General features: G+C 75.3%; 20 protein-coding genes. 15 read left to right on the forward strand and 5 right to left on the reverse strand.

Going from position 1 to position 21,408, the window contains the following annotated elements:
- A partial coding sequence (locus GC157_15220) for a DUF222 domain-containing protein (protein MBI1378809.1) occupies positions 1 to 1,337 on the forward strand: 1,337 nt, incomplete at its 5' end.
- Positions 1,338 to 1,587: 250 nt separating this feature from the next.
- Here the strand turns inward: GC157_15220 and GC157_15225 are convergent.
- A complete protein-coding gene (locus tag GC157_15225) occupies positions 1,588 to 1,866 on the reverse strand; it encodes a hypothetical protein (protein ID MBI1378810.1) in 279 nt (92 codons plus the stop codon).
- A 303-nt stretch (positions 1,867 to 2,169) separates the two neighbouring features.
- Here GC157_15225 and GC157_15230 point away from each other — a divergent pair, with 303 nt between their 5' ends.
- Together GC157_15230 and GC157_15235 are read left to right on the forward strand one after the other, a co-directional pair.
- Positions 2,170 to 3,732, forward strand: a complete 1,563-nt coding sequence (locus GC157_15230; protein ID MBI1378811.1) for a hypothetical protein — start codon at positions 2,170 to 2,172, stop codon at positions 3,730 to 3,732.
- Positions 3,733 to 3,787: 55 nt separating this feature from the next.
- Complete coding sequence (locus GC157_15235; GenBank protein ID MBI1378812.1) at positions 3,788 to 5,341, forward strand: hypothetical protein; 1,554 nt, start codon at positions 3,788 to 3,790, stop codon at positions 5,339 to 5,341.
- 354 nt (positions 5,342 to 5,695) lie between these two features.
- Here the strand turns inward: GC157_15235 and GC157_15240 are convergent, their stop codons facing one another.
- Positions 5,696 to 6,499, reverse strand: coding sequence for an oxidoreductase (locus GC157_15240; GenBank protein ID MBI1378813.1), 804 nt, complete (start codon positions 6,497 to 6,499; stop codon positions 5,696 to 5,698).
- A gap of 146 nt (positions 6,500 to 6,645) precedes the next feature.
- On the opposite strand from GC157_15240, the gene GC157_15245 reads away from it, so the two are divergent.
- From GC157_15245 to GC157_15295, 11 genes are all read left to right on the forward strand, one after another.
- Positions 6,646 to 7,785 carry a sensor histidine kinase gene (locus GC157_15245; GenBank protein ID MBI1378814.1) on the forward strand — a complete coding sequence of 380 codons (1,140 nt, stop codon included), beginning with the start codon at positions 6,646 to 6,648 and terminating at the stop codon, positions 7,783 to 7,785.
- Positions 7,782 to 8,561, forward strand: a complete 780-nt coding sequence (locus tag GC157_15250; GenBank protein MBI1378815.1) for a response regulator — start codon at positions 7,782 to 7,784, stop codon at positions 8,559 to 8,561. The genes GC157_15245 and GC157_15250 overlap by 4 nt, the downstream gene beginning before the upstream one ends.
- Before the next feature lie 4 nt (positions 8,562 to 8,565).
- Positions 8,566 to 8,949: a hypothetical protein gene (locus tag GC157_15255; protein MBI1378816.1), complete on the forward strand. Its 384-nt coding sequence runs from the start codon at positions 8,566 to 8,568 to the stop codon at positions 8,947 to 8,949.
- Positions 8,946 to 10,445: a cation acetate symporter gene (locus GC157_15260; protein MBI1378817.1), complete on the forward strand. Its 1,500-nt coding sequence runs from the start codon at positions 8,946 to 8,948 to the stop codon at positions 10,443 to 10,445. The genes GC157_15255 and GC157_15260 overlap by 4 nt, the downstream gene beginning before the upstream one ends.
- Before the next feature lie 228 nt (positions 10,446 to 10,673).
- On the forward strand, positions 10,674 to 11,294 hold the full coding sequence (locus tag GC157_15265) for a hypothetical protein (protein ID MBI1378818.1): 621 nt from the start codon (positions 10,674 to 10,676) through the stop codon (positions 11,292 to 11,294).
- A 153-nt stretch (positions 11,295 to 11,447) separates the two neighbouring features.
- A complete protein-coding gene (acs, locus tag GC157_15270) occupies positions 11,448 to 13,406 on the forward strand; it encodes an acetate--CoA ligase (protein ID MBI1378819.1) in 1,959 nt (652 codons plus the stop codon).
- Between the two features lie 146 nt (positions 13,407 to 13,552).
- Positions 13,553 to 14,872 carry a Na+/H+ antiporter NhaA gene (gene nhaA, locus GC157_15275; protein ID MBI1378820.1) on the forward strand — a complete coding sequence of 440 codons (1,320 nt, stop codon included), beginning with the start codon at positions 13,553 to 13,555 and terminating at the stop codon, positions 14,870 to 14,872.
- A gap of 42 nt (positions 14,873 to 14,914) precedes the next feature.
- A complete protein-coding gene (locus GC157_15280) occupies positions 14,915 to 15,307 on the forward strand; it encodes a phage holin family protein (protein MBI1378821.1) in 393 nt (130 codons plus the stop codon).
- A gap of 11 nt (positions 15,308 to 15,318) precedes the next feature.
- Positions 15,319 to 16,236 carry an alpha/beta fold hydrolase gene (locus GC157_15285; GenBank protein MBI1378822.1) on the forward strand — a complete coding sequence of 306 codons (918 nt, stop codon included), beginning with the start codon at positions 15,319 to 15,321 and terminating at the stop codon, positions 16,234 to 16,236.
- A 77-nt stretch (positions 16,237 to 16,313) separates the two neighbouring features.
- Complete coding sequence (locus GC157_15290) at positions 16,314 to 17,528, forward strand: DUF2510 domain-containing protein (GenBank protein ID MBI1378823.1); 1,215 nt, start codon at positions 16,314 to 16,316, stop codon at positions 17,526 to 17,528.
- A gap of 93 nt (positions 17,529 to 17,621) precedes the next feature.
- On the forward strand, positions 17,622 to 17,813 hold the full coding sequence (locus GC157_15295) for a hypothetical protein (GenBank protein ID MBI1378824.1): 192 nt from the start codon (positions 17,622 to 17,624) through the stop codon (positions 17,811 to 17,813).
- A gap of 25 nt (positions 17,814 to 17,838) precedes the next feature.
- Here GC157_15295 and GC157_15300 read toward each other — a convergent pair whose 3' ends face one another.
- The 3 genes from GC157_15300 to nth all read right to left on the reverse strand — a co-directional run bounded on the left by GC157_15300 (position 17,839) and on the right by nth (position 20,436).
- A complete protein-coding gene (locus tag GC157_15300; protein MBI1378825.1) occupies positions 17,839 to 19,023 on the reverse strand; it encodes a MarP family serine protease in 1,185 nt (394 codons plus the stop codon).
- Positions 19,020 to 19,628: an NUDIX domain-containing protein gene (locus tag GC157_15305; GenBank protein ID MBI1378826.1), complete on the reverse strand. Its 609-nt coding sequence runs from the start codon at positions 19,626 to 19,628 to the stop codon at positions 19,020 to 19,022. Before GC157_15305 ends, GC157_15300 begins: the two co-directional genes overlap by 4 nt.
- An 82-nt stretch (positions 19,629 to 19,710) precedes the next feature.
- The gene (gene nth / locus GC157_15310; protein MBI1378827.1) at positions 19,711 to 20,436 is read right to left on the reverse strand and encodes an endonuclease III; all 726 of its coding nucleotides are present in this window, start codon (positions 20,434 to 20,436) and stop codon (positions 19,711 to 19,713) included.
- A gap of 210 nt (positions 20,437 to 20,646) precedes the next feature.
- On the opposite strand from nth, the gene GC157_15315 reads away from it, so the two are divergent.
- On the forward strand, positions 20,647 to 21,321 hold the full coding sequence (locus tag GC157_15315) for a hypothetical protein (GenBank protein MBI1378828.1): 675 nt from the start codon (positions 20,647 to 20,649) through the stop codon (positions 21,319 to 21,321).
- Positions 21,322 to 21,408: the final 87 nt, after the last annotated feature.

Consider the following 21,408-nt stretch of genomic DNA (forward strand, 5'->3'; position numbering starts at 1 on the left):
AGGCGATCACCGAGCCGGCCGAGCTGATCGACTACCTCTCCGTGGTGGGGCGGCTCGAGGCACGGCTGGCCTCGATGCGACTCGCGGCGGAGGCTGCGTTCGCGGCCAAGGCGTGCCCGGACTCGACGAGCACTCACGCGTCGTACGCGGACGCCGCGGCCGAGCAGGAGGTCGCCTACGCCACCCGCAACAGCGTCTACGGCGCGTCGAAGGAGATCGACCGCGGCCGGGCGCTCAAGGAGATCTTCCCGGGGTTCCGTGCCGCGCTGGCTGCGGGTGAGATCACCGAGCGCCACTGCACGGTCCTCGTGGACCAGACCCGGTACATCACCGACACCGACGTGCTGGCCAGGATCGAGGCCGCGGCGCTGGAGAAGGCCCGCACCCTGACCGCGTCGGAGCTGCGCAAGCACCTCGACAAGCTCATCGCGCGCCACGACCCCGACGCCACGGTCCGCGCCAACAAGGCCGCGGCGACGCGGGACGTGTACCGGCAGCCGATCGGCGACGGGATGGCCTTCCTCGGCGTCACCCACCAGGCTCCCGTGATCGACGCGGTGTTCGACGCGATCGAGGCGGCCGGCAAGTCGCTGCGCGCCCAGCGTGGCGGGGCCGAGGCGCTGCGGGCGGGGAACGAGGACGCCGCATCGGGCGCCTGCCGCGCGGACGCCCTGGCCGCGCTGGTCCTCGGCGACCGCGGCGAGGACGGGTCGTTGGTCTACGACGCGTCCCGGACGCAGACCGAGCTGCACGTCGTCATGGACCTCGACACCCTCCGCGGAGAGCGCGACGGCCTCGCACTGCTGAACGGCACGCCGATCCCGGCGCCGATCGCGCGGGAGGTCGCCGCGGTCGCCGACTGGTGGCGCCGTCTGGTCGTGGATCCGGTGGACGGGCACCTGCTGGACTACGGCACCCGCCAGTACCTGCCCGCCGCCCTACGCGAGCACGTGCTGCACCGCGACCCCGTGTGTCGCCGCCCCGGCTGCACCCGCCGCGCCCAGGAGATGGACCACGCCCTCCCGTTCCCCGCAGGATCCAGCGACACCGCGAACTGCGGCGGCCTGTGCTCGCGCTGCCACCAGGTCAAGACCGCCGGGCACGCCACCATCGAGGACAGCGCCCCCGACGGATCCGGAACGTGGGTCACCCGATGGCGGCAGCGCATCCGCATCCCGGCCCAGTCGGTGCTCGAACCACGACGAACCGCGTCGCCCGCCCGGCCACCCGCACCGCCCGACGCCGCAGCGCCACGCCCGATCCTCCGGGCACGCGCTGACGACGATCGTGACTCGAGCGCCGACGACGCGGATCCGCCGGAGCGGCCGCCGTTCTGATCCGACGTCGATCGCTGAGCCGCTGTGCTGCCTGCGCCGCCGTGTTTCCGACGTGCCCGCGTGAGGAGTGCTGGTCGACGCAGGACGACCCCGACGCCGCCGCACCCTGACGCGACCGCCGGATGCGTCTGCTCGATCCGCTGTCGCTGCGTGTGCATCCCCGTGCACGGGCGGAGACCCGGTCGGTGCGGGGACCCGGTCGGTGCGGGGGCGTCGGTGGGGGGGCGTCGGTGGGGGCCGACCGACGCAGTCAGCCGCCGCTCCAGCCTGCCGACAGGATCCCGGCGAGGACCAGCCCGCCCACGACGACGAGGCCCTCGATCGCCGCGACCCCGGCTGCCACCACGGACACCCTGCGGCCGGTGCTGCCGCGCGTCGACGTCGCGAAGGCACCCACGAGGCACGCCAGGCCCACGAGCAGGAGCACCAGGTCCAGGGCGTGCCAGCCGAAGAGAACCGGGAGCCAGAACCACACGAGCACCGAGATCAGCGCAGCCCAGGCCAGCACATGGGTCCTCAGCCGGGTCATGGGCCTCTCGTCGGCCAACGGCGCGCCATGGCGACCGGGTGCCGCCGGCGTTGATGCGTCCGAGCGTCGCGCGCGGTCGTCGGCCGGCATCGATCCTCCGCTCTCGGGCGAGACGCCGATGGTCACGCCACCCGGCCGGCGGGTGGCCGGCGGTGGACCAGCATCGCGGCAGAGAGCCGGCACGTCGACCGGTCCGGCACCCGGACAGGCGAATCGGCGGCCCGTCGCTCGCGTCCAGCCACCGGCGCGAGCGGGTGGTGCGCCCTGGTGCCGGATCGGCCGGGCCCGGCTACGGTCGAGCGCGTGGACGAGGGCCGCCTCGAGCTCGACGACGACGGCCGGGTGGTGGAGCCACCCGGCACCTCGGCGTCCCCGGGCTCGGCGTCCCCGAGGGCGACGCCCCCGGGACCGCGACCCCTCGACCCGGTGGGTGCGACGCCGACGGCCACGGCGGTCGTCCCGGTGGACCTCGACGACGCCGACGCGACCGAGCAGCTCGACACCACCCCGCTCGACGGCTGGGTGCGCCGCTCGGCCGCGCCCTGGGTCGGCCGGCACCGCCGGCTCGTCTCCGCCGTGGCCGCCGTCGCGGTCGCCGCGGGGCTGGCCGGAGGGTGGGCCGCGTCGCGCCCGAGCCCGCCGCCCCCTGCGCCGCTGCTCGCCCTGGCCGACGCCCCCGTCGTCGGCGCGGACCTCGGCGGCCCCAGCATCGACGCCGACGGACGCCTGTCGGTGGCCTACTGGGCCACTCCCGGCCCGGACGCCGGCGGCCTGCTCGTCTACGGCATCGAGGGGCCCGGGCTGCGCGACGGCGTGCTGCGCTCGGCCACGGCCCCGCTGACTCCGGGCCGGCCGCAGTTCCTCCAGCTCGACGCCGCGACCGACTGCGACGACCCCGCGCTCGCGACCGCGACCCCCGCCTCCTACGCGCTCGTGCTGCACCGCCCGCCCTCGGCCGCCACGGCGGGATCCACCCAGTCGTTCCCCTTCGACGCCGGCACGACCGACCTGCGCAGCGCCGTCCGCGACCACTGCCTGGTCACCTCGCTGCCGCGGTCGCTCTCGGTGCAGACCGTCGCGCTCACCGGCCACCCCGGGTCCTCGGTCGTCGACGTCTCGCTGCTGGTGCGCAACGACTCCGGCGTCCCGGCCACCGTCGCTACCGAGCGCACCCCGTCCAGCGGCGTCGAGGTGGACCTCTCGCCCACGGTGCTCGTCGCCCAGCACGGCGTGGCCGACCTGCGCACCCGCGTGCTGGTGCACGACTGCGCCTCCCCCGCGGTGCTGCCCGCGCTCGGCAGCCTGCCCAACCCGGTGACCCCCACGCGGTACGCCGACGCCGCCGCGCCCGCCGGGCTCACGCTGCGGATCGGCATCGGCGACCGCACCGCGCTCACGTCGCTGGCGCTCCCCGAGGCGGCTCGCGACCTGGCCGCCCGGCTGCGCGATGCCGGCTGCCAGCGGCCGGCCCGGATCGCCGCCACCGTCACCGACGTGCGCGCCCGGGCCGCCGGCGGCGGGTGGGACCTCACCGCCACGCTGCGCGTGCGCACCACGGGGATCGGCGTCACCGTGGGCCGCGAGCACTTCACCGGCCCGCCCGACGGCCAGGGCTCGGTGCTCACGACCCCGGCGGTCGCCGACCAGGACGCCTCGTGGCGCCTCGAGCCGACCCGGCTCGACTACGGCGCCGGCCACGTCGGGCTGCACTGGTCCGGCGCGAGCTGCGACACCGTCACCCAGGACGCACCGGCCACCGTCGCGGTGCGGGTGTCCATGGCCGACGGGTCCGCCGTCCCCTACGAGGTGCCCGTCGACGGGCCCGCGCTCGTGTCCGCCGTCCAGGCGGCCTGCCGCGCCGGCTGACGCGCCGCCGGAGCGCCCGGCACGACCACCGCCGGGCTCGACGTAGTGTCCGGGCATGACGATCGACCACGGGGGAGGCGACGGCCGCCTCGAGCTCGACGACCTCGGCGGCATCATCGCCGGCGCGTCGACGCTCGACGGCGAGACGCCCGCCGACGTCGTGGGCGACGACGAGCGGGCCACGCTGCGCGAGCGCCTCGAGGCGCTGGGGATCCTGCCCTGGCTGCGCCGCCACCGCGTCCCGCTCGCGGCGCTGGCCGTCGTCGTGGTGCTGGCCGCGGGATCCGCCTGGGTCGCGACGTCGCGGCAGCCGGCCCCGGACGACGGCACCGTCGAGCTGCACGTGGCCGACGCCCCCGGCGCCGCGGCCGCAGGGACGGCGACGGAGGACGAGCACGGCGTCCTGTCGTTCCCCTACTCGGTCTTCGCGCCGCGCCCCGGCGACACCGTGCGCGTGCTGGGCGTCACCGGCCCCGGCGTCGGCGCGACGACCGCCGCCCCCGAGGGCACGCCGGTGCCGGGCCAGGCCGAGATCGACACCGTGGGCGTCGTCCCGTACTGCGACGACCCGGCCCTGCGCACCGCGACGTACGCCGACTACGCCCTGCACGTGGTGCGCACCGACGGTCTCGGGCGCAGCGTCGACACGACCGTGCCGTTGCCCGTGGCGACCGCCGCCGACTGGGCCGGCACGATCTTCCAGCACTGCCTCCAGCGCTGGTTCGACGAGCGCATCGTCACGACGTCGGTGCGCGTGAGCACCCCGAGCCGGTTCTCGCTGCAGCTCGACATCGACGTGCGCAACGGCCTCGACACCCCGGTGGCGCTCGACGTGTACGCCGGTGGCTCGACCCTGCTGGCCGACCAGACCCAGGTGCTGCTCGACCCCCGCGCGGTCACCCTGGTGCCCCTGCGCCTGACGATGGTCGACTGCTCGCGGCCCGAGTTCTACGACGGGTACTGGTACGGCGACGCCTACGGGCGCGGCCTCCAGATGTACGGCGGCCTGCTCGACCGTCCGGGCGTGGGCGGCGGCCAGGTGTCGCTCACGTGGAGCGCCGCCACGCAGCGCCGCATCGACGCCGCAGTCGCCCGCATGTGCGCGGGCGCACCGCACGCCGAGCTCCAGGTGATCTCGGCGCACCCGGCGCCCGCCTCGCCGCTGCTGCACGACGGCCCGGCGCTCGGGGTGCCCGACTACACGGTGCTGCGCAGCGAGCTCCGCATCCGCACCGACGCGGACCACGTCACCATCACCGACCCCACCCCGCGCGACCAGCTGCTCACCGGCGCCGTCGCCACCGTGGGCACCGCGCACGCCGTGGTGCACGACGGCACGGCGTCCGTCCCCGTCGACTGGCTCACGTCGTGCGAGCTGCAGACCAACCCGCCCACGCTGCAGCTGCTCCTCACGCGTGGGGGTCGCACCTTCCCGGTGCGCGCGCAGCTCGGCGACCGCGTGATGACGAACGCCTACCACCGCATGTGCCCTCAGCTCGGCCCCGGCCTGCTCGCGTCGCTCGGCTGGGACTCCGGCGCCGCCCCCGACGACGGATCCGGCAGCTCGCTCGTCGTGGGCGGGAGCCCCACCGTCGTCACCATCGGCTGACGCCGCGCGCGGCGTCGCATGGGGTCCGCGTACGGCATCCGTACGGATCCCTCGATCGCCCGGATGTCAAGGGGCGCCAGGGGTTCCGCCCTCGGCTCGGGAGGAGTACACAGGGAGTCGAGCTCCCCTGAACGGGAGATGGCACTCATCGAGGAGAGGGCACACAAGGACAGAGCACGGCACACTCCGAGCACCCACGCGGCGGTCACCCACGTAACGGGAGTCACGTGTCGGGACAGCGGCAGCGCACCCGGCCGGACGAATTCGCCAGCGCCCTGATAACCCGGAATGCCGTGCCCGCGACGACGCCCCAGCGCGCGGGGCGTCGTTCGCTGTCCAGGCCCGGTGCCGACGTCAGGCCGGCAGGTCGCGCAGGATCCGGTACGACTCCTCGGCACCCACGCGCACGCAGTCCGCGTGCAGCACGAGCCACCGCGCCAGGCCCTCGGGGTCGCCGCCCGCGTACGCCGTCAGCGCGGAGGTGTACGCCGGACGCCCGGCGGCGAACAGGCCCGCCTCCGGCACCGTCAGCCCGTCCGGGTCGACACCGCGCGCGGCCAGCACCAGGCGGGACAGGCTGCGCGCGACCAGGCCGGAACCCCACGCGAACGGGCGGACCACAGCGACCTCGGCGTGGACGACCGCGGCGAGCACCATCGCGGGCGCCGACGTCGGGGCGGCGAGCAGCCGCCCCAGCGCCGTCATCCGGGCCGACGCCTCCGCCGGCGACGGCGCGGGCCCCAGGCGCAACGGGTCGTCGACGTCGCTGCCGCCGCGCGGCCGGCCCCGCTCGGCATCCGGGACGAAGCCCGCGGACACCACCGCGTGCAGGTGCGAGAGCACCTGGAGGGGGGCGCGGCCGAGGAGGTCGGCCTGCGAGGGCACCTCGGCCTGCAGCGCGAGGGACGCCGCGACGACGCGCCCGATGGGCGAGCCGTCGAGGGCGTCGCCGGAGACGAGCGCGTCCGGGCGCACCTCCGCGCCGTCGAGGGCCGCGCTCGCCCAGGCGCCGCGCAGCCGCGACCCGGCGGCCACCTCGGCCGCGCGCGCCCGCACCGCGCGGTCCCACAGCACCGCGTCCACCCGGTCGCGCGCCGCCGCGAGCGCCGCCTCGACCCCCGGGAGCGCGGCGAGGTCGGCGAGCGGGTCGGTGGCCACGCGGCCACGCTACGAGCCGGGACGCCGGCCCGGCACGCCGGTGCCCCTGCGGGTCACGGCCTGGACCCGGTGCACCGGCCCGGCCCTCGCCGGCCCCGCCGCCGGACTACGGTCGCCCCCATGACGCCGGAGGTCGTGGTCGCGCCGTGACCGCGCTCGTCGGCGTCGTGGTGGCGCTGCTCGCGGTCGTGGCGGCCTACGTGATCGTGCGGCTCGTCCGACGCCGCGACCTCGGGAGCCAGGCGGACCGCGCCACCTTCGCCACGCTGCACCGCGCCTCGCTGGCCGCGCCCAGCCTGCGCCTCGGGCTCACCTCCGCCGCGGCCGGCGGGGCCGTGCGCCACCTGCACACGCTGCTCGGCTCGGCCGGCATCGCCCTCACCGACACCGATCGCGTCCTGGCCACCGACGGCACCACGGCGCACGTGCTCGACATGGCCGACGTCGCCGGCGTGCTCGAGAGCGGTCGGGCGTCCGTGGTGCGCACCGAGCGCGGCGCCCGGCTCGTCGTGGCGCCGCTGCTCGTCGACGGCCGCGTGGTCGGCACCCTCGTGGCCCTCGCCGACGACGTCACCGCGTCGCTCGTGCGCGCCACCGGCGAGGTCGCGCGGTGGGTCTCGTCGCAGCTCGAGCTCGCCGAGCTCGACGCCTCGCGCACGCGAGCGGCCGAGGCCGAGGTGCGCGCGCTGCGCGCCCAGATCTCCCCGCACTTCATCTACAACGCCCTCACCGCGATCGCGTCGTACGTGCGCACGGACCCCGAGCACGCCCGCGAGCTGCTGCTCGAGTTCGCGGACTTCACCCGCTACTCCTTCCGACGCCACGGCGCGTACACCACGCTGGCGGAGGAGCTGCGCTCGATCGACCGCTACCTCACCCTCGAGCGCGCGAGGTTCGGCGACCGCATGGAGGTGACGGTGCGCGTGGCACCCGAGGTGCTGCCGGTGACCGTCCCCTACCTGTGCCTCCAGCCCCTGGTGGAGAACGCCGTGCGGCACGGGCTCGAGGGCAAGCCCGGGCCGGGGCGCATCACGATCCTCGCGGAGGACGCCGGCTCGTTCTGCACGATCTCGGTCGAGGACGACGGCGTCGGCGCCGACCCGGAGCAGGTGCGGCTCGCGATGTCCGGCGAGGGGGACGCGGACTCGGTGGGGGTGGGCAACGTCGACGAGCGGCTGCGCAGCGTGTTCGGCGACGAGTACGGCCTCGTCGTCGAGACAGGGCCGGGCCTGGGGACCAAGGTGTCCATGCGCATCCCCAAGTTCTCCCCGGGAGTCCACGCATGAGCGGAGCGGACGGAGCGGCGCGCCTGCGCGTGCTCGCGGTCGACGACGAGGCGCCGGCGCTGGCCGAGCTGGCGTATCTACTCGGACGCGACGCGCGGATCGAGTCGGTGCTCACGGCGTCCGACGGCGCGGACGCGCTGCGGGTGCTCGAGTCCACGACCGTCGACGCGCTGTTCGTCGACATCCGCATGCCGGGGCTCGACGGGCTGGACCTGGCACGGGTGCTGCGCCGCTTCTCCGAGCCGCCCGCCGTCGTGTTCGTCTCGGCGTACGACGCGCACGCCCTCGAAGCGTTCGACCTGCGCGCCGTCGACTACGTCATGAAGCCGGTGCGCGAGACACGGCTCGCGGCCGCGGTCGGACGGGTGCTGGAGTCGAAGCTCCTCGCGGAGGCGGCGGCCGCCGCGCCGCCGGCGCCGCCCGAGCCCGAGGCCGACGACGAGACCATCGCCGTGGAGCTCGCCGGCGTCACGCGGTTCGTCAAGCGCTCCGACGTCCGCTACGTCGAGGCGCACGGCGACTACGCCCGGCTGGTGACGGCCGAGGGCCGGCACCTCGTGCGGGTCTCGCTCGCGCACCTCGAGGAGGAGTGGGCGCCCGTGGGGTTCGTCCGCATCCACCGCCGCTGGCTGGTGTCGCTGGACGCCATCGACGAGGTGCGCTCCGACGGCGGACGGATGAGCCTGCGCGTGGGCGACGCCGTCCTGGCCGTCTCGCGCCGCCACACCCGCGAGCTGCGCGACCGCCTGGTGCGCGCCGCCCGGCCCGGGCGGTGACGCCGTGAGCACCCCGGACCGGCCGCCCCGCAGGGTCGTCGTCACCCACCCCCGCACCGCCGCCGCCCGCGGGGCGCCCCGTCGCGGGGTGCGCCGCGACGTCACCGAGCAGACCGAGCTCGGCGTCACGATGATCCGCTCGCTGCGCCGGGCCCAGCTGCGGCTCGCGCTCATCGTCGGGCTCGGCGCCGCCGTGGTGCTCGGCGCGATCCCCTTGGTGTTCCTGGCCTTCCCGGCCGTGCGCGAGGCCCGCGTGGGGGGCCTCGCGCTGGGCTGGATCCTGCTCGGGGTGCTCGTGTTCCCCGGCATCTGCCTGGCCGCCTGGGGCTACGTGCGGGCGTCCGAGCGCGACGAGGCGGCGTTCGTCGAGCTGGTCGACAGGTCATGAGCGGCGGCTGGCCGGTCGCGGCGATCCTGCTCGTCGTGGTGCTGACCGGCGTGCTGGGCACCTTCGGCGTCCGGGTGTCGCGCACGACGTCGGACTTCCTCGTCGCCTCGCGCTCGGTCACCCCGTTCGTCAACGCCTCCGCCATCGGGGGCGAGTACCTCTCGGCGGCGTCGTTCCTCGGCATCGCCGGTCTCGTGCTCAGCTACGGCGTCGACATGCTGTGGTTCCCCGTGGGCTACACCGTCGGCTACCTGGTGCTGCTGGTGCTGGTCGCCGCGCCGCTGCGCCGCTCCGGCGCCTACACGCTGCCGGACTTCGCCGAGATGCGCTTCGCCTCGCCGCGGCTGCGCCTGGTGTCGTCCGTGCTCGTCGTGCTGATCGGCTGGCTGTACCTGCTCCCGCAGATCCAGGGCGCCGGCATCACCCTGCACGCGCTGACCGGCGCGAACGAGTGGGTGGGCGCGCTGCTCGTGGCGGTCGTCGTGGGCATCACGGTCGCGTCCGGCGGCATGCGCTCCATCACCGTCGTCCAGGCGTTCCAGTACTGGCTCAAGCTCGCCGCCATCGCGCTGCCGGCGGTGCTGCTCGTGGCCGCCTGGTACCACGACGGCGCGCCGCTGTTCGCCAACGGCGACTGGGGGACGCCGCTGTCGGGGTACGGCGGTCGCGACTACCCCGTGTACAAGACGTACTCGATCGTGCTCGCCACGTTCCTCGGCACGATGGGACTGCCCCACGTGCTCGTGCGCTTCTACACCAACCCCGACGGCGCGGCCGCGCGCCGCACCACGCTCTCGGTGCTCGGGCTGCTCAGCCTCTTCTACCTGTTCCCGCCGGTGTTCGGCGCCCTCGGCCGCGTGTACGCGCCGGACCTCGCGACGCCCGGGGTGTCGGACACCGTCGTCCTGCTGCTCCCGGGGCGGGTGTTCCACGGCTGGCTCGGCGAGGCGCTGTCGGCGCTGGTCGCGGCCGGCGCGTTCGCGGCGTTCCTGTCGACCGCGAGCGGCCTGTCGGTGTCGGTCGCCGGGGTGCTGAGCCAGGACCTCCTCGGCCGCGGGCGCGAGCTCGGCGACGGGGTGCGCCGGTTCCGGATCGGCGCCGTCATCGCCGTGCTCGTGCCGTTCGTGCTCGCGCTCTCGGCCGGCCGCCTCGACCTGGCGCAGACCGTCACGCTCGCGTTCGCCGTGGCCGCGTCCACCTTCTGCCCCCTGCTCGTGCTCGGGATCTGGTGGCCGAGGCTGAGCACGTCCGGGGCGATGGCCGCGCTGCTCGTCGGGGGCGTCACGGCTCTCGTGGCGGTGTCGCTGGTGCTCGCACTCGGTCCGTTCGACGGTTTCGTGGGCGCCCTGCTCGACCAGCCGGCGGCATGGACGGTCCCGCTCGCCTTCGTCACCGCCGTGGTCGTGTCCGTCCTCACGCGCGACCGCGACCCGTCCGCCGCGGCGGCGGCCATGGTGCGGCTGCACGCGCCCGAGGAGCTCGACCTGCGCCGCTGACGACGTCACCCGCGCGTCACGCGACGGTGGCCCGCCCGTCATCCGCCGGACGCCGCCCGACCGCTCGTCGCGCCGGACCGACCCTTCGTCGTGCGACGAGCGGTGCCCGGTCCCCGCCCGTCGACGCGGTTGCACCGCAAGGCGCACCGGCGCGCGAAGCCCTTCGGTGGCGGTGCCGGCGCTCCTAGCGTGACGGGCGTCACAAGCCCCCACTCTCGGAGGACCTCCATGGCCACCGTCGTCGAGAACGACCGCTCGTCCGCTCCCGCCCCGGCGTCCGACAGCGCCTCCATCGCCGACCCGGGCCCGCTCGGCCTGGCCGCGTTCGCGCTCACGACGTTCGTGCTGAGCACGTTCAACTCCGGCATCCTCCCGGCCACCGTCTCGGCCGTCGTCCTGCCGCTCGCGCTCTTCTACGGCGGCACCGCGCAGGTGCTGGCGGGCATGTGGGAGTTCAAGAAGAACAACACGTTCGGCGCCCTGGCGTTCACCTCCTACGGCGCCTTCTGGCTCTCGTTCGCCGCGCTCGTGAAGTTCATCGCCGGCGACCTGCCCGCCGCCGACGCCGCCAAGGGCGTCGGCGTGTTCCTGCTCGCGTGGACCATCTTCACGCTCTACATGACGCTGGCCGCGCTCAAGACCACGCCGATCCTCATCTCGGTGTTCGTCGTCCTCTCGATCACCTTCCTGCTCCTGACGATCGGCGAGTTCGCCGGCAGCGACGCGATCCACAAGCTCGGCGGCTGGGCCGGCATCCTCACCGCCCTGCTCGCCTGGTACGCCTCGGCCGCCGGCGTGACGGCGTCCACCTTCAAGCGGCAGGTGCTGCCCACCGGCGCCCCCCGCTGACCCCATGCCTGGGTCCCGGAGCCGCGGCCGTAGGGCGGCTCCGGGGCCCAGCACCCGTATCCCCGACCCCTCCCCCCGGCCGCCCACGGTGAGGTAGAACGTGAGGAGACCGTCACCGCACCGGGACAGCCCCGCACACCGACGAGGAGCGACGTGAGCCACGACGCCATCGAGAACCTGTCGCAGGAGGACCGCGCGTTCCCGCCGCCCGCGGACTTCGCCGCGCAGGCCAACGCCACCGCCGCCATGTACGACGAGGCCAAGGCGGACCGGATCGCCTTCTGGGAGAAGCAGGCGCGCGAGCTCCAGTGGGAGACGCCGTGGCACACGGCGCTCGACTGGTCCAACGCCCCCTTCGCGAAGTGGTTCGACGGCGGCACCCTGAACATCGCCGTCAACTGCGTCGACCGCCACGTCGCGGCCGGCCACGGCGACCAGGTCGCCTTCTACTTCGAGGGCGAGCCCGGCGACACCCGCGAGATCACCTACGCGCAGCTGCTCGACGAGGTGTGCCGCGCAGCCAACGCGCTCGAGTCCCTCGGCGTCGGCAAGGGCGACCGGGTCGCGATCTACCTGCCGATGATCCCGGAGGCCGCGGTCGCCATGCTCGCGTGCGCCCGCATCGGCGCGGTGCACTCGGTGGTCTTCGGCGGGTTCTCGGCCGAGGCGCTGCGCAGCCGCATCGACGACGCCGAGGCGGTCCTGGTCATCACCGCCGACGGCGGCAACCGCAAGGGCAAGCCGATGGCGCTCAAGCCCGCCGTCGACGAGGCAGTGGCGCAGACGCATTCGGTGAAGAACGTCCTCGTCGTCAAGCGCACGGGGCAGTCGGACATCGAGTGGACCGAGCGCGACACCTGGTGGCACGAGCTCGTCGACGCCCAGCCCGCCACGCACGAGGCGCAGGCCTTCGACGCCGAGCACCCGCTGTTCATCCTCTACACCTCGGGCACCACCGGGAAGCCCAAGGGCATCCTGCACACCACCGGCGGCTACCTCACCCAGGCCGCCTTCACCCACCGCAACGTGTTCGACCTCAAGCCCGACACCGACGTGTTCTGGTGCACGGCCGACATCGGCTGGGTCACCGGCCACTCCTACGTCGTCTACGGGCCGCTGGCGAACCGCTCCACCTCGCTCATGTACGAGGGCACGCCCGACACCCCGCACAACGGCCGGTTCTGGGAGCTGGTCGAGAAGTACAAGGTGTCGATCCTCTACACCGCGCCCACCGCGATCCGCACGTTCATGAAGTGGGGCGAGGACATCCCGGCGAAGTTCGACATGTCCTCGCTGCGCGTGCTCGGGTCGGTCGGCGAGCCGATCAACCCCGAGGCGTGGATGTGGTACCGCCGCGTCATCGGCGGCGACCGCTGCCCGATCGTCGACACGTGGTGGCAGACCGAGACCGGCGCCATGATGATCAGCCCGCTGCCCGGCGTCACCGCCACCAAGCCCGGCTCGGCCATGGGCCCCCTGCCCGGCATCAGCGCGCAGGTCGTCGACGACGAGGCCCACGCGGTGGGCAACGGCGGCGGCGGCTACCTCGTGCTCACCGAGCCGTGGCCCTCGATGCTGCGCGGCATCTGGGGCGACAACCAGCGCTACGTCGACACGTACTGGTCGCGCTGGCCGGGCCTCTACTTCGCCGGCGACGGTGCCAAGCTCGACGACGACGGCGCCATCTGGCTGCTCGGCCGCGTGGACGACGTCATGAACGTCTCCGGCCACCGCATCTCCACCACCGAGGTGGAGTCGGCCCTCGTCTCGCACCCGTCGGTGGCCGAGGCCGCCGTGGTGGGCGCCACCGACGACACGACCGGCCAGGGCATCGTGGCGTTCGTGATCCTGCGGCAGGGCGTCGCACCGGTCGACGACGTCGCCAAGGACCTGCGCAACCACGTCGCGCACGAGATCGGCCCGATCGCGAAGCCGCGCCAGATCCTCGTCGTGCCGGAGCTGCCCAAGACCCGGTCCGGCAAGATCATGCGGCGCCTGCTGCGCGACATCGCGGAGAACCGCGCCGTGGGCGACACCACCACCCTGGCCGACCCCGCGATCATGGCGCTCATCGGCGAGGGCCTCGCGAGCAGCAGCGCCAGCGAGGACTGACGCCGGACCGCACCGCACAGGACGGGCCGCCCCTGGGGGCGGCCCGTCCTGCTGCTTCTCCGGGGTGTGACAGGCTGGGACCGGGGAGCCGGGAAGCCTGGTCGGCGCGTCGTACGACGACGCCCTGACGACCGACCGACGGAGGCGTGGTGGGGACCGACAAGGTCGTCTTCGGCCGGGTGCCGCGCGCGGAGCGCCGGCACGTCCTCGCCGCGCTGCGGCAGGAGACCGTGGGCGGCGCCCTCCTGCTCGGGGCCGCCGTGCTGGCGCTCGTGTGGGCCAACAGCCCCTGGCGCGACAGCTACCACGAGCTGACCCAGACCGTCGTGGGCCCGGCGGCGCTGCACCTCGACCTGCCGCTGTCCGTGTGGGCCGCGGACGGCCTGCTCGCGGTGTTCTTCTTCGTCGCGGGACTCGAGCTCAAGCACGAGCTGGTGCTCGGCACGCTCAAGGACGCCTCCCAGGCCGTCGTCCCCGTCGTCGCCGCGCTGTGCGGCATGGCGGTGCCGGCGATCCTCTACGCCGTCACGGTCAGCGTCATGGGCGACTCGCGCGACGCCCTGGGCTGGGGCATCCCCATGGCGACGGACATCGCGTTCGCCCTGGCCGTGCTCGCCGTCATGGGGTCCCGGCTGCCAGTGGCGCTGCGCGCGTTCCTGCTCACGCTCGCCGTCGTCGACGACCTCGGCGCGATCCTCGTGATCGCCGTGTTCTACAGCCACGGGTTCTCGGCGGTGCCGTTCGCGCTCTCGGTGCTGGGCATGGCGCTGTGGTTCGTGCTCCAGCGCATGCGCGTGGACACCTGGCTCGTCTACGTCCCGCTCGCCCTGGTCGTGTGGGGCCTCGAGCACGCCAGCGGCGTGCACGCCACGGTCGCCGGCGTCGCGCTGGGGCTGCTCACCCGGGTGCGCCCGGATCCGGGCGAGGCGGCGTCGCCGGCCGATCGCTACGAGCACGCCGTCCGGCCGCTGTCGGCCGGCGTCTGCGTGCCGCTGTTCGCGTTCTTCTCCGCCGGCGTCACCTTCGTGGGGCTCGAGACCTCCGCGATCACCGAGCCCGTGGCGGTCGCGATCGTCGTCGGCCTGGTGCTGGGCAAGCCGCTGGGGGTCTACGGCGGGGCCCGCCTGGTGGCCCGCTTCACCCGGGCGTCGCTGTCGGCGTCGCTGCGCTGGGCCGACGTCCTGGCGGTGGGCGTGCTGGCCGGGATCGGCTTCACCGTGTCGCTGCTGATCTCCGAGCTCGCCTTCGAGGACGACGCCCTGCGCGAGACCTCGGCCAAGATCGGCGTGCTCGCGGCGTCGGTCCTCGCGGCCCTCGTCGCCTCGGTCGTGCTCGCCCTGCGCCGGCGCGCGTACGCCGGGTCCGGCGGGGAGGACGACCTGGCGGACGACGCGGACGACTCCGACGACGACGGCCTGCCGGACGTCTCCGACGGTGCCGGGGCGCAACCGCCGCCCAGTCGATAGCCTGGCCGGAGGCCCCACTCGGCAGGACAGGAAGGACCGGACATGGCGGAGAAGCAGACGCTCGGGTCCCTCGTGTCCGGCGTGGGCGAGGACATCTCCACGCTGGTGCGCGGCGAGATCGAGCTGGTCAAGGCGGAGCTCGCCGAGTCGGCGCGCAGCGCCGGCATGGGCACCGGCCTGCTGGTGGGCGCCGCGGTGCTGGGGTTCCTGGGCCTCATCTTCGTGCTGCTCACGCTCGCGTGGGTGCTGGTGGCGCTCGGCCTGCCCACCTGGGCCGGGTTCGGCATCGTCGCCCTGCTGCTGCTCGTCGTCACCGGGATCCTCGCGCTGCTCGGCCGCAACCGGCTCCAGAAGGTGAAGGGCCCGGAGCTGACCCAGGCCTCGATCGCCAAGACCAAGGCCGTCCTGCAGCGCAGCACCCCCGACGTCGGGTAGGTCAGCCCGCCGTGCTCCCGGACCCGAACGACGTCGTGCGGGCCGACGGACCGTGGACCCATCGCGACGTCACCGCGAACGCCTGCCGGTTCCACCTCGTGGAGGCCGGTGACGGCCCGCTCGTCGTCCTCCTGCACGGCTTCCCGCTGTTCTGGTGGACCTGGCGCCACCAGTTGCGCTCGCTGGCCGGCGACCGCTACCGCGCGGTCGCCGTCGACCTGCGCGGCTACGGCGGCAGCGACCACACACCGCACGGCTACGACCCGCTCACCCTGGCCGACGACGTCGCCGGCCTGATCCGCACCCTCGGCGAGGCGGACGCGGTGGTGGTGGGGCACGGGTGGGGCGGCCTGGTCGCGTGGACCCTGGCCGCGACCCACCCCGAGGTGGTCCGCGCGATCGTCCCCGTGGGCATGCCGCACCCCGCCGTGCTGCGTAGCGCCCTGCTCTCCGACCGCGAGCAGCGCCGGCTGGCCCGGTACGTGCTGGGCTTCCAGCGGCCGTGGGTGCCCGAGCGGCAGCTCACCCGCGACGACGCCGCGCTCGTGGAGACGCTGCTGCGCCGCTGGTCGGGCTCCGACTGGCCGGACGAGGCCACCGCCGCCACCTACCGCGCGGCGATGCTCGTGCCCAACACCGCCCACTGCTCGATCGAGTCGCACCGCTGGGCGGTGCGCTCGATCCCCCGCCGCGACGGGCGCCGGTTCCTGGCCGCGGTGGCGGCCCCGGTCGCGGTGCCGGTGCTCCAGGTGCACGGCGTCGGCGACCGCGCCGTGCTCGCCCGCAGCGTCGACGGCTCCGAGTCCTACGCCGGCGGGGCCTACACCCGGGTCGACCTCGAGGGCGTCGGGCACTTCCCGCAGGAGGAGGCGCCGCAGGCCCTGGATGCGGCCCTGCTGCCGTGGCTGGGCGCCCTGCCGACCGCCTGAGACACTGGACGTCACAGGTCCGGGCCGCGACCGCGTCCGTGGTCGGCGCCGGCCGGGCCCTCGCAGCGAAGGACGACATGCCGGACGCAGGCTGGTACCCCGACCCGCAGGCGAGCGGGCTGGTGCGCTGGTGGGACGGGCAGCGCTGGACCGAGCACACCCGGCCGTACGACGGCGCCGCGACGGCGCACGTGGTCGAGGACGGCGCCACCCCTCCCGCCGCCGCGGCGGGCGACCCGCTCTCGGTGTGGGCGCCCCAGCAGCCCGAGGACACGACGGCCGGCGACGTCCGGCACGACACCCTGGCGCTGCCGGTCGACGCCGTCGACACGCAGGTGGTCGACCGCACCACCCAGCCGGTCGGCGGACCGCCCACCTGGGTCCCCCCGGCACCCCCGAGCGGTGACGCGGGGCCGGACCCGGCCTTCGTCCCGCCGCTGGGCGGCTACGAGACCGTGGGCTCCGCCGCTGCCGCCGACCCGGTCCGACGGCGCTCGAGCGCCGGGCTCATCGCCGGCGTCGCGGCGTTCGCGCTGCTCATCGCCGCGGTGGCGGGCGTGCTCGTGTGGAACGCCCGCGGCGACTCCGACCTGCGCCCGGGCGCGATCGCCGGCCCGGGCGACGACGGCGGCCCGGCGGTCGGCGCGACGCCGACGGCACCCGGCGGGCAGGGCTCGTCGTCGGCACCGTCGGCGTCGCCCACTCCCGCCGCCACCGGCGACGCGGCGGCGCTGGAGAGCCTGGTGCCCACGGACGCGCTGCTGCCCCAGGGCATGGCCATGACGCTGATCCCGAACGGCGACTCCGTCACCGGGCAGGCCACCCTCGACGGCTGGTGCTCGGACTCCTACGCGAGCGAGAAGGACCGGGTCGCGCGGCGTCAGTGGACGCTCGACCAGGCCGGCCAGTCGACCGGGCTGTCGATCGAGGCGGTCGCCTACCGCTCCCCCGCGGCGGCCCGGGCGGCCCTCGCGGAGTTCACCCGCAACTCGGCGAGCTGCCGCGGTGTCACGGTCACCGTCGCCGGCTCCCCGGCCACGCAGACCGTGACCAGCAGCGACGCGATCCCGACGCAGTCCGGGGTCTCCGGCCGCGCCGTCGTCGCGCGGTGGTCGGCCCAGCAGGGCAGCACCCGCGTGACCCTGTGGTCGAGCGCCACGGTGCAGGTCAAGGGGCGCTACCTCAGCGTGGTCTGGGTGAGCCAGCGCTCGTCGTTCTCGGCGGCCGACACCGCCGCGATCGGGCAGTTCGTGGCCCAGCAGCGCGACTCGCTGGCGGCCCTGCCCGGCTGACCCCCGGCGTCCGCCCTCCGACGGCGCCCGCGCACGCCCCTGCGGCAGCCCGGGACCGCACCTACAGTGGGGAGCGGACCCCGGGAGGTGCCCATGGCGGACGAGCTGCGCAGGTCGGCGGGCCCGGAGCACGACGAGCTCGTGGCGCTGGTGGCCGCGACCGCGCCCGAGGGCCCGGCTGCGCTGCGCAGCCTGTGGGAGCGGCTGGAGTCCGAGTACGGCCACGACGCCGCCTCCCGCGCCTGGCAGGAGGGGCTGGCCTCCAGCGACATCGGCCAGACCTGACCGGGACGCCGACGCGCCGAGCGGCTCAGCGGGTGGCGCACGACCCGGTGGCCACCTCACGGGTGGCCCGGGCCCCCGCGGTGGCCGCCGAGGACACCTGGGCCGCGGTGAGCGCGTAGCCGGTGTCCGGGTCCTGCACGGACGCCGCGAACACGACGCCGTCGACCCGGCCCTGCGGGTCGAGCAGCGGGCCGCCGGAGGTGCCCGGCCGGATCGTGCCGCGCACGGAGTACACCTCGCGCGTGACCGTGCCGCGCCCGTAGATGTCGCTGCCGCGGGCCGTGATCGTGCCGCGGATTCGCGCGGCCGAGGCGTCGAGGGCGCCGCCGCCCGGGAACCCGGCCACCACGGCCGCGTCCCCGCGCGACGCGGGCGGGGCGAAGCCGAGCGAGGGCGCGTCCAGGCCCGGCACGTAGAGCACCGCGACGTCGATGTCGGGGTCGAAGTAGACGACGCGGGCCTGCCACCGCTCGCCCACGCCGCGCACCAGCACGACGGGGTCGAGGAGCCCGGCGACCACGTGGGCGTTGGTCATCACGTGGTCGCGGGCGTAGACGAAGCCCGAGCCGTCCACCTGCGTGCCGCACGCGGCGGCCATCCCCTCCACCTTGACCAGCGAGCCCCACGCCGCGCGCACCGCGGGGACCTTGAGCAGCGCCGGGTCCGGGGCCGCGACGGGGATGAGGGGGTCGAGCGAGAAGCCGCCGAACGCCTCGGGGAAGCCGGTGGAGTCCAGCGCCGAGCGCAGCCCGCTCACCCAGTCCTTGGCCGTACCGGGCAGCACGTGGTCGACGCCGTCGAGCACCCGTGAGCCGCGCAGCTCGGAGGACACCGGGCCCAGCGGCACCACCACGAGCGCCGAGGCCATCACCCACGCGAGCAGCAGCACCGACAGAACGCCGAACACCGAGCCGCCCACCGAGTCGACCAGCCGGGCCGGGCGCCAGGTGACGCGGGAGCGGATCCACCGGGCCAGCACCGACATCAGCGCGTTGCCGATGCCCGCGCACACCACCACGATCCCGATGCCCAGGGCCGCGGCGAGGAACCCGTCGAGACCGCCCACGAGGTGCGGGGCCAGGGTGGCGCCGGCCAGCGCCCCGCCCAGGAACCCGGCGAAGGACAGCACGCCGGCCACGAGCCCGTTGCGCCAGCCGGTCCAGACCGAGAGCGCCACGAGGACGACGAGGAGGAGGTCGACGAGGTTCATCGGGCCGGCAGGTCGACGACGACGTCGGCGTCCCACGGCCGGTCCCAGCCGCACAGGGTGAACAGGCGGGAGAGCACGAGCGCCGTGAAGCCCCACACGAGCAGGCCCTGCACGGCGAACCCGGGGCCGAGGTAGCCGGACGGATGGCGGACGGAGACCCGGTGCGCGGGGTCGAGCAGCTCGTCGAGGGGCACGCGCACGACGCGCTCGACCTCGCCCGGGTCGACCACGCCCACCGGCGAGGGGTGCCGCCACCACCCGATCACGGGGGTGACGACGAACCCGCTCGGCGGCAGCCACAGCGGGGGCAGCGTGGCCACGACGGCGACCCCGGACGGGTCGAGCCCGGTCTCCTCCTGGGCCTCGCGCAGCGCCGCGGCCACGACGTCGGCGTCGGTGTCGTCGACCGCCCCGCCGGGGAACGCCGGCTGACCGGCGTGGCTCGAGACCGTGGCCGCGCGCTCGATGAGCAGCAGGTCCGGACCGGTGGAGCCCTCCCCGAAGAGCACGAGGACGGCGGACTGCCGCCCGCCCTCGGCCGGCGGCACGAACCGGGAGAGCTGCTCGGCGGTGACGGTGCGGGCCACGTCGAGCACCGGCCGCATCCAGTCGGGGAGGTCCGGGACGACGGGGTCCGCGGCGTCGCTCAGCACGACCGGCCCCGGGGCGCGGCCGGGGCGGGGCCGGTCACAGCCGACCCTCGGTGGTGACCAGCGCCGCGGCCTCGAGCGGGTCGGTGGGGCCCTCGCCGTAGGACGGGCACAGCCGCGCCAGCGGGCACGCCCCGCACGCCGGCTTGCGCGCGTGGCAGCGCCGGCGGCCGTGCCAGATGACGTGGTGGCTGAGCATGGTCCAGTCCTTGCGCGCGATGAGCGCGCCGACCTCGGCCTCGACCTTGTCCGGATCGGTCTGCTCGGTCCAGCCGAACCGGCGGACCAGCCGGCCGAAGTGGGTGTCCACCGTGATGCCGGGGACCCCGAACGCGTTGCCCAGCACCACGTTGGCCGTCTTGCGCCCGACGCCGGGCAGGGTCACCAGGTCGCGCAGGCGGCCCGGGACCTCGCCGTCGAAGCGCTCGACGAGGGCCTGGCCCAGGCCGATCAGCGAGGTGGCCTTGTTGCGGAAGAACCCGGTGCTGCGGATGAGCTCCTCGAGCTCGTCGCGGTCGGCGGCGGCGTACGCCGCGGCGTCCGGGTAGCGGGCGAAGACGGCCGGGGTGACGAGGTTGACCCGGCGGTCCGTGGTCTGCGCGGAGAGGATGGTGGCGACGAGCAGCTCGAGCGGGCTGGTGAAGTCCAGCTCGCAGCGCGCGTCCGGATAGGTGTCGGCCAGGACGCGGTCCATCCGCCGGGCGCGGCGCACCAGCGCCGTCCGGGTCTCGCCCGTGGGCGTGGTGAGCTCGGCTGTCGTCATCGCGCGCTCAGCCTACGTCGGCCTCCCGACGCCGCGGTCCCGCGACGAGGCAGCCCGAGCCGGCCCCTCACCGCACGAGCGCGGGGCTTGAGCCATCCGGGTGTCGGATTCGCGACACCCCGGAATCGGCGCTCGGCGGGCCTCCGGCCCGGCAGAACTCCTAGCCTGGCCGGGTCGGCGCGGGGCAGATCGCCGGCGAGGGAGGCGGTCATGAGCAGCACGGGCGGGCGGCCCGCCGCCGTGCCCACGCAGCAGACGGTGCCCGCGCAGCGCAGGACCGGGCTCGACGCACCCGGCGCTCCACCCGAGCCGGCCACGGCGATCACCCCCGAGGAGCGGGCCCGGCTGGCCAAGGAGCGCCGTGCCGCCCGCAAGGCGGCCCGGGCCGCGGCGCCGCCCCCGGAGCGCGACGCCGTCTACGACAGCCTGTCGCTGGGAGACCTGCGCGGCCTGCGCTCCGAGCTCGGCGACGAGGAGACCCGGGTCTCGTACTGGCGCCGGATCATCCAGGCCCGGCTCGACGTCGTGCGCTCGCACCTGCCGGAGGGGACGCCGGTGGCCGACCTCACCCGGGTGCTCTCCGACGCCCGGTCGTCGGTGGGGCGGCTGGCCCACCTCGACGTGCGCCCCGTGGACGACATCCCGCCGCTGCCCGACCTCGCCGAGGTGTGGGCCCGCCAGGTGGACCGGTCCGACGAGCTGGCGATGGCGCGGCTCGAGGAGGACCTGGCCGACGCCGAGGAGGAGCTCTCGGACTACCGCCGCGAGCTGCACCGCCGCATCGACCTGGTGACCGACGAGCTCATCGCGCGCTACCGCGAGCAGCCGCTGCTCGCGCTCCAGATCCTCCCGGACGACCCCCTGCGCCGGACGATGGGCGCCTGAGCCCGGGCCGTCCCGCGCACCCGCGTCCGCCACGCGGCGGCGCAACCGGGGAGTCCTGACCGCGCGCGGCGTGGGATGCGCCACACT

This window comes from Frankiales bacterium (genome assembly GCA_016125335.1).
Lineage (GTDB): Bacteria > Actinomycetota > Actinomycetes > S36-B12 > CAIYMF01 > Longivirga.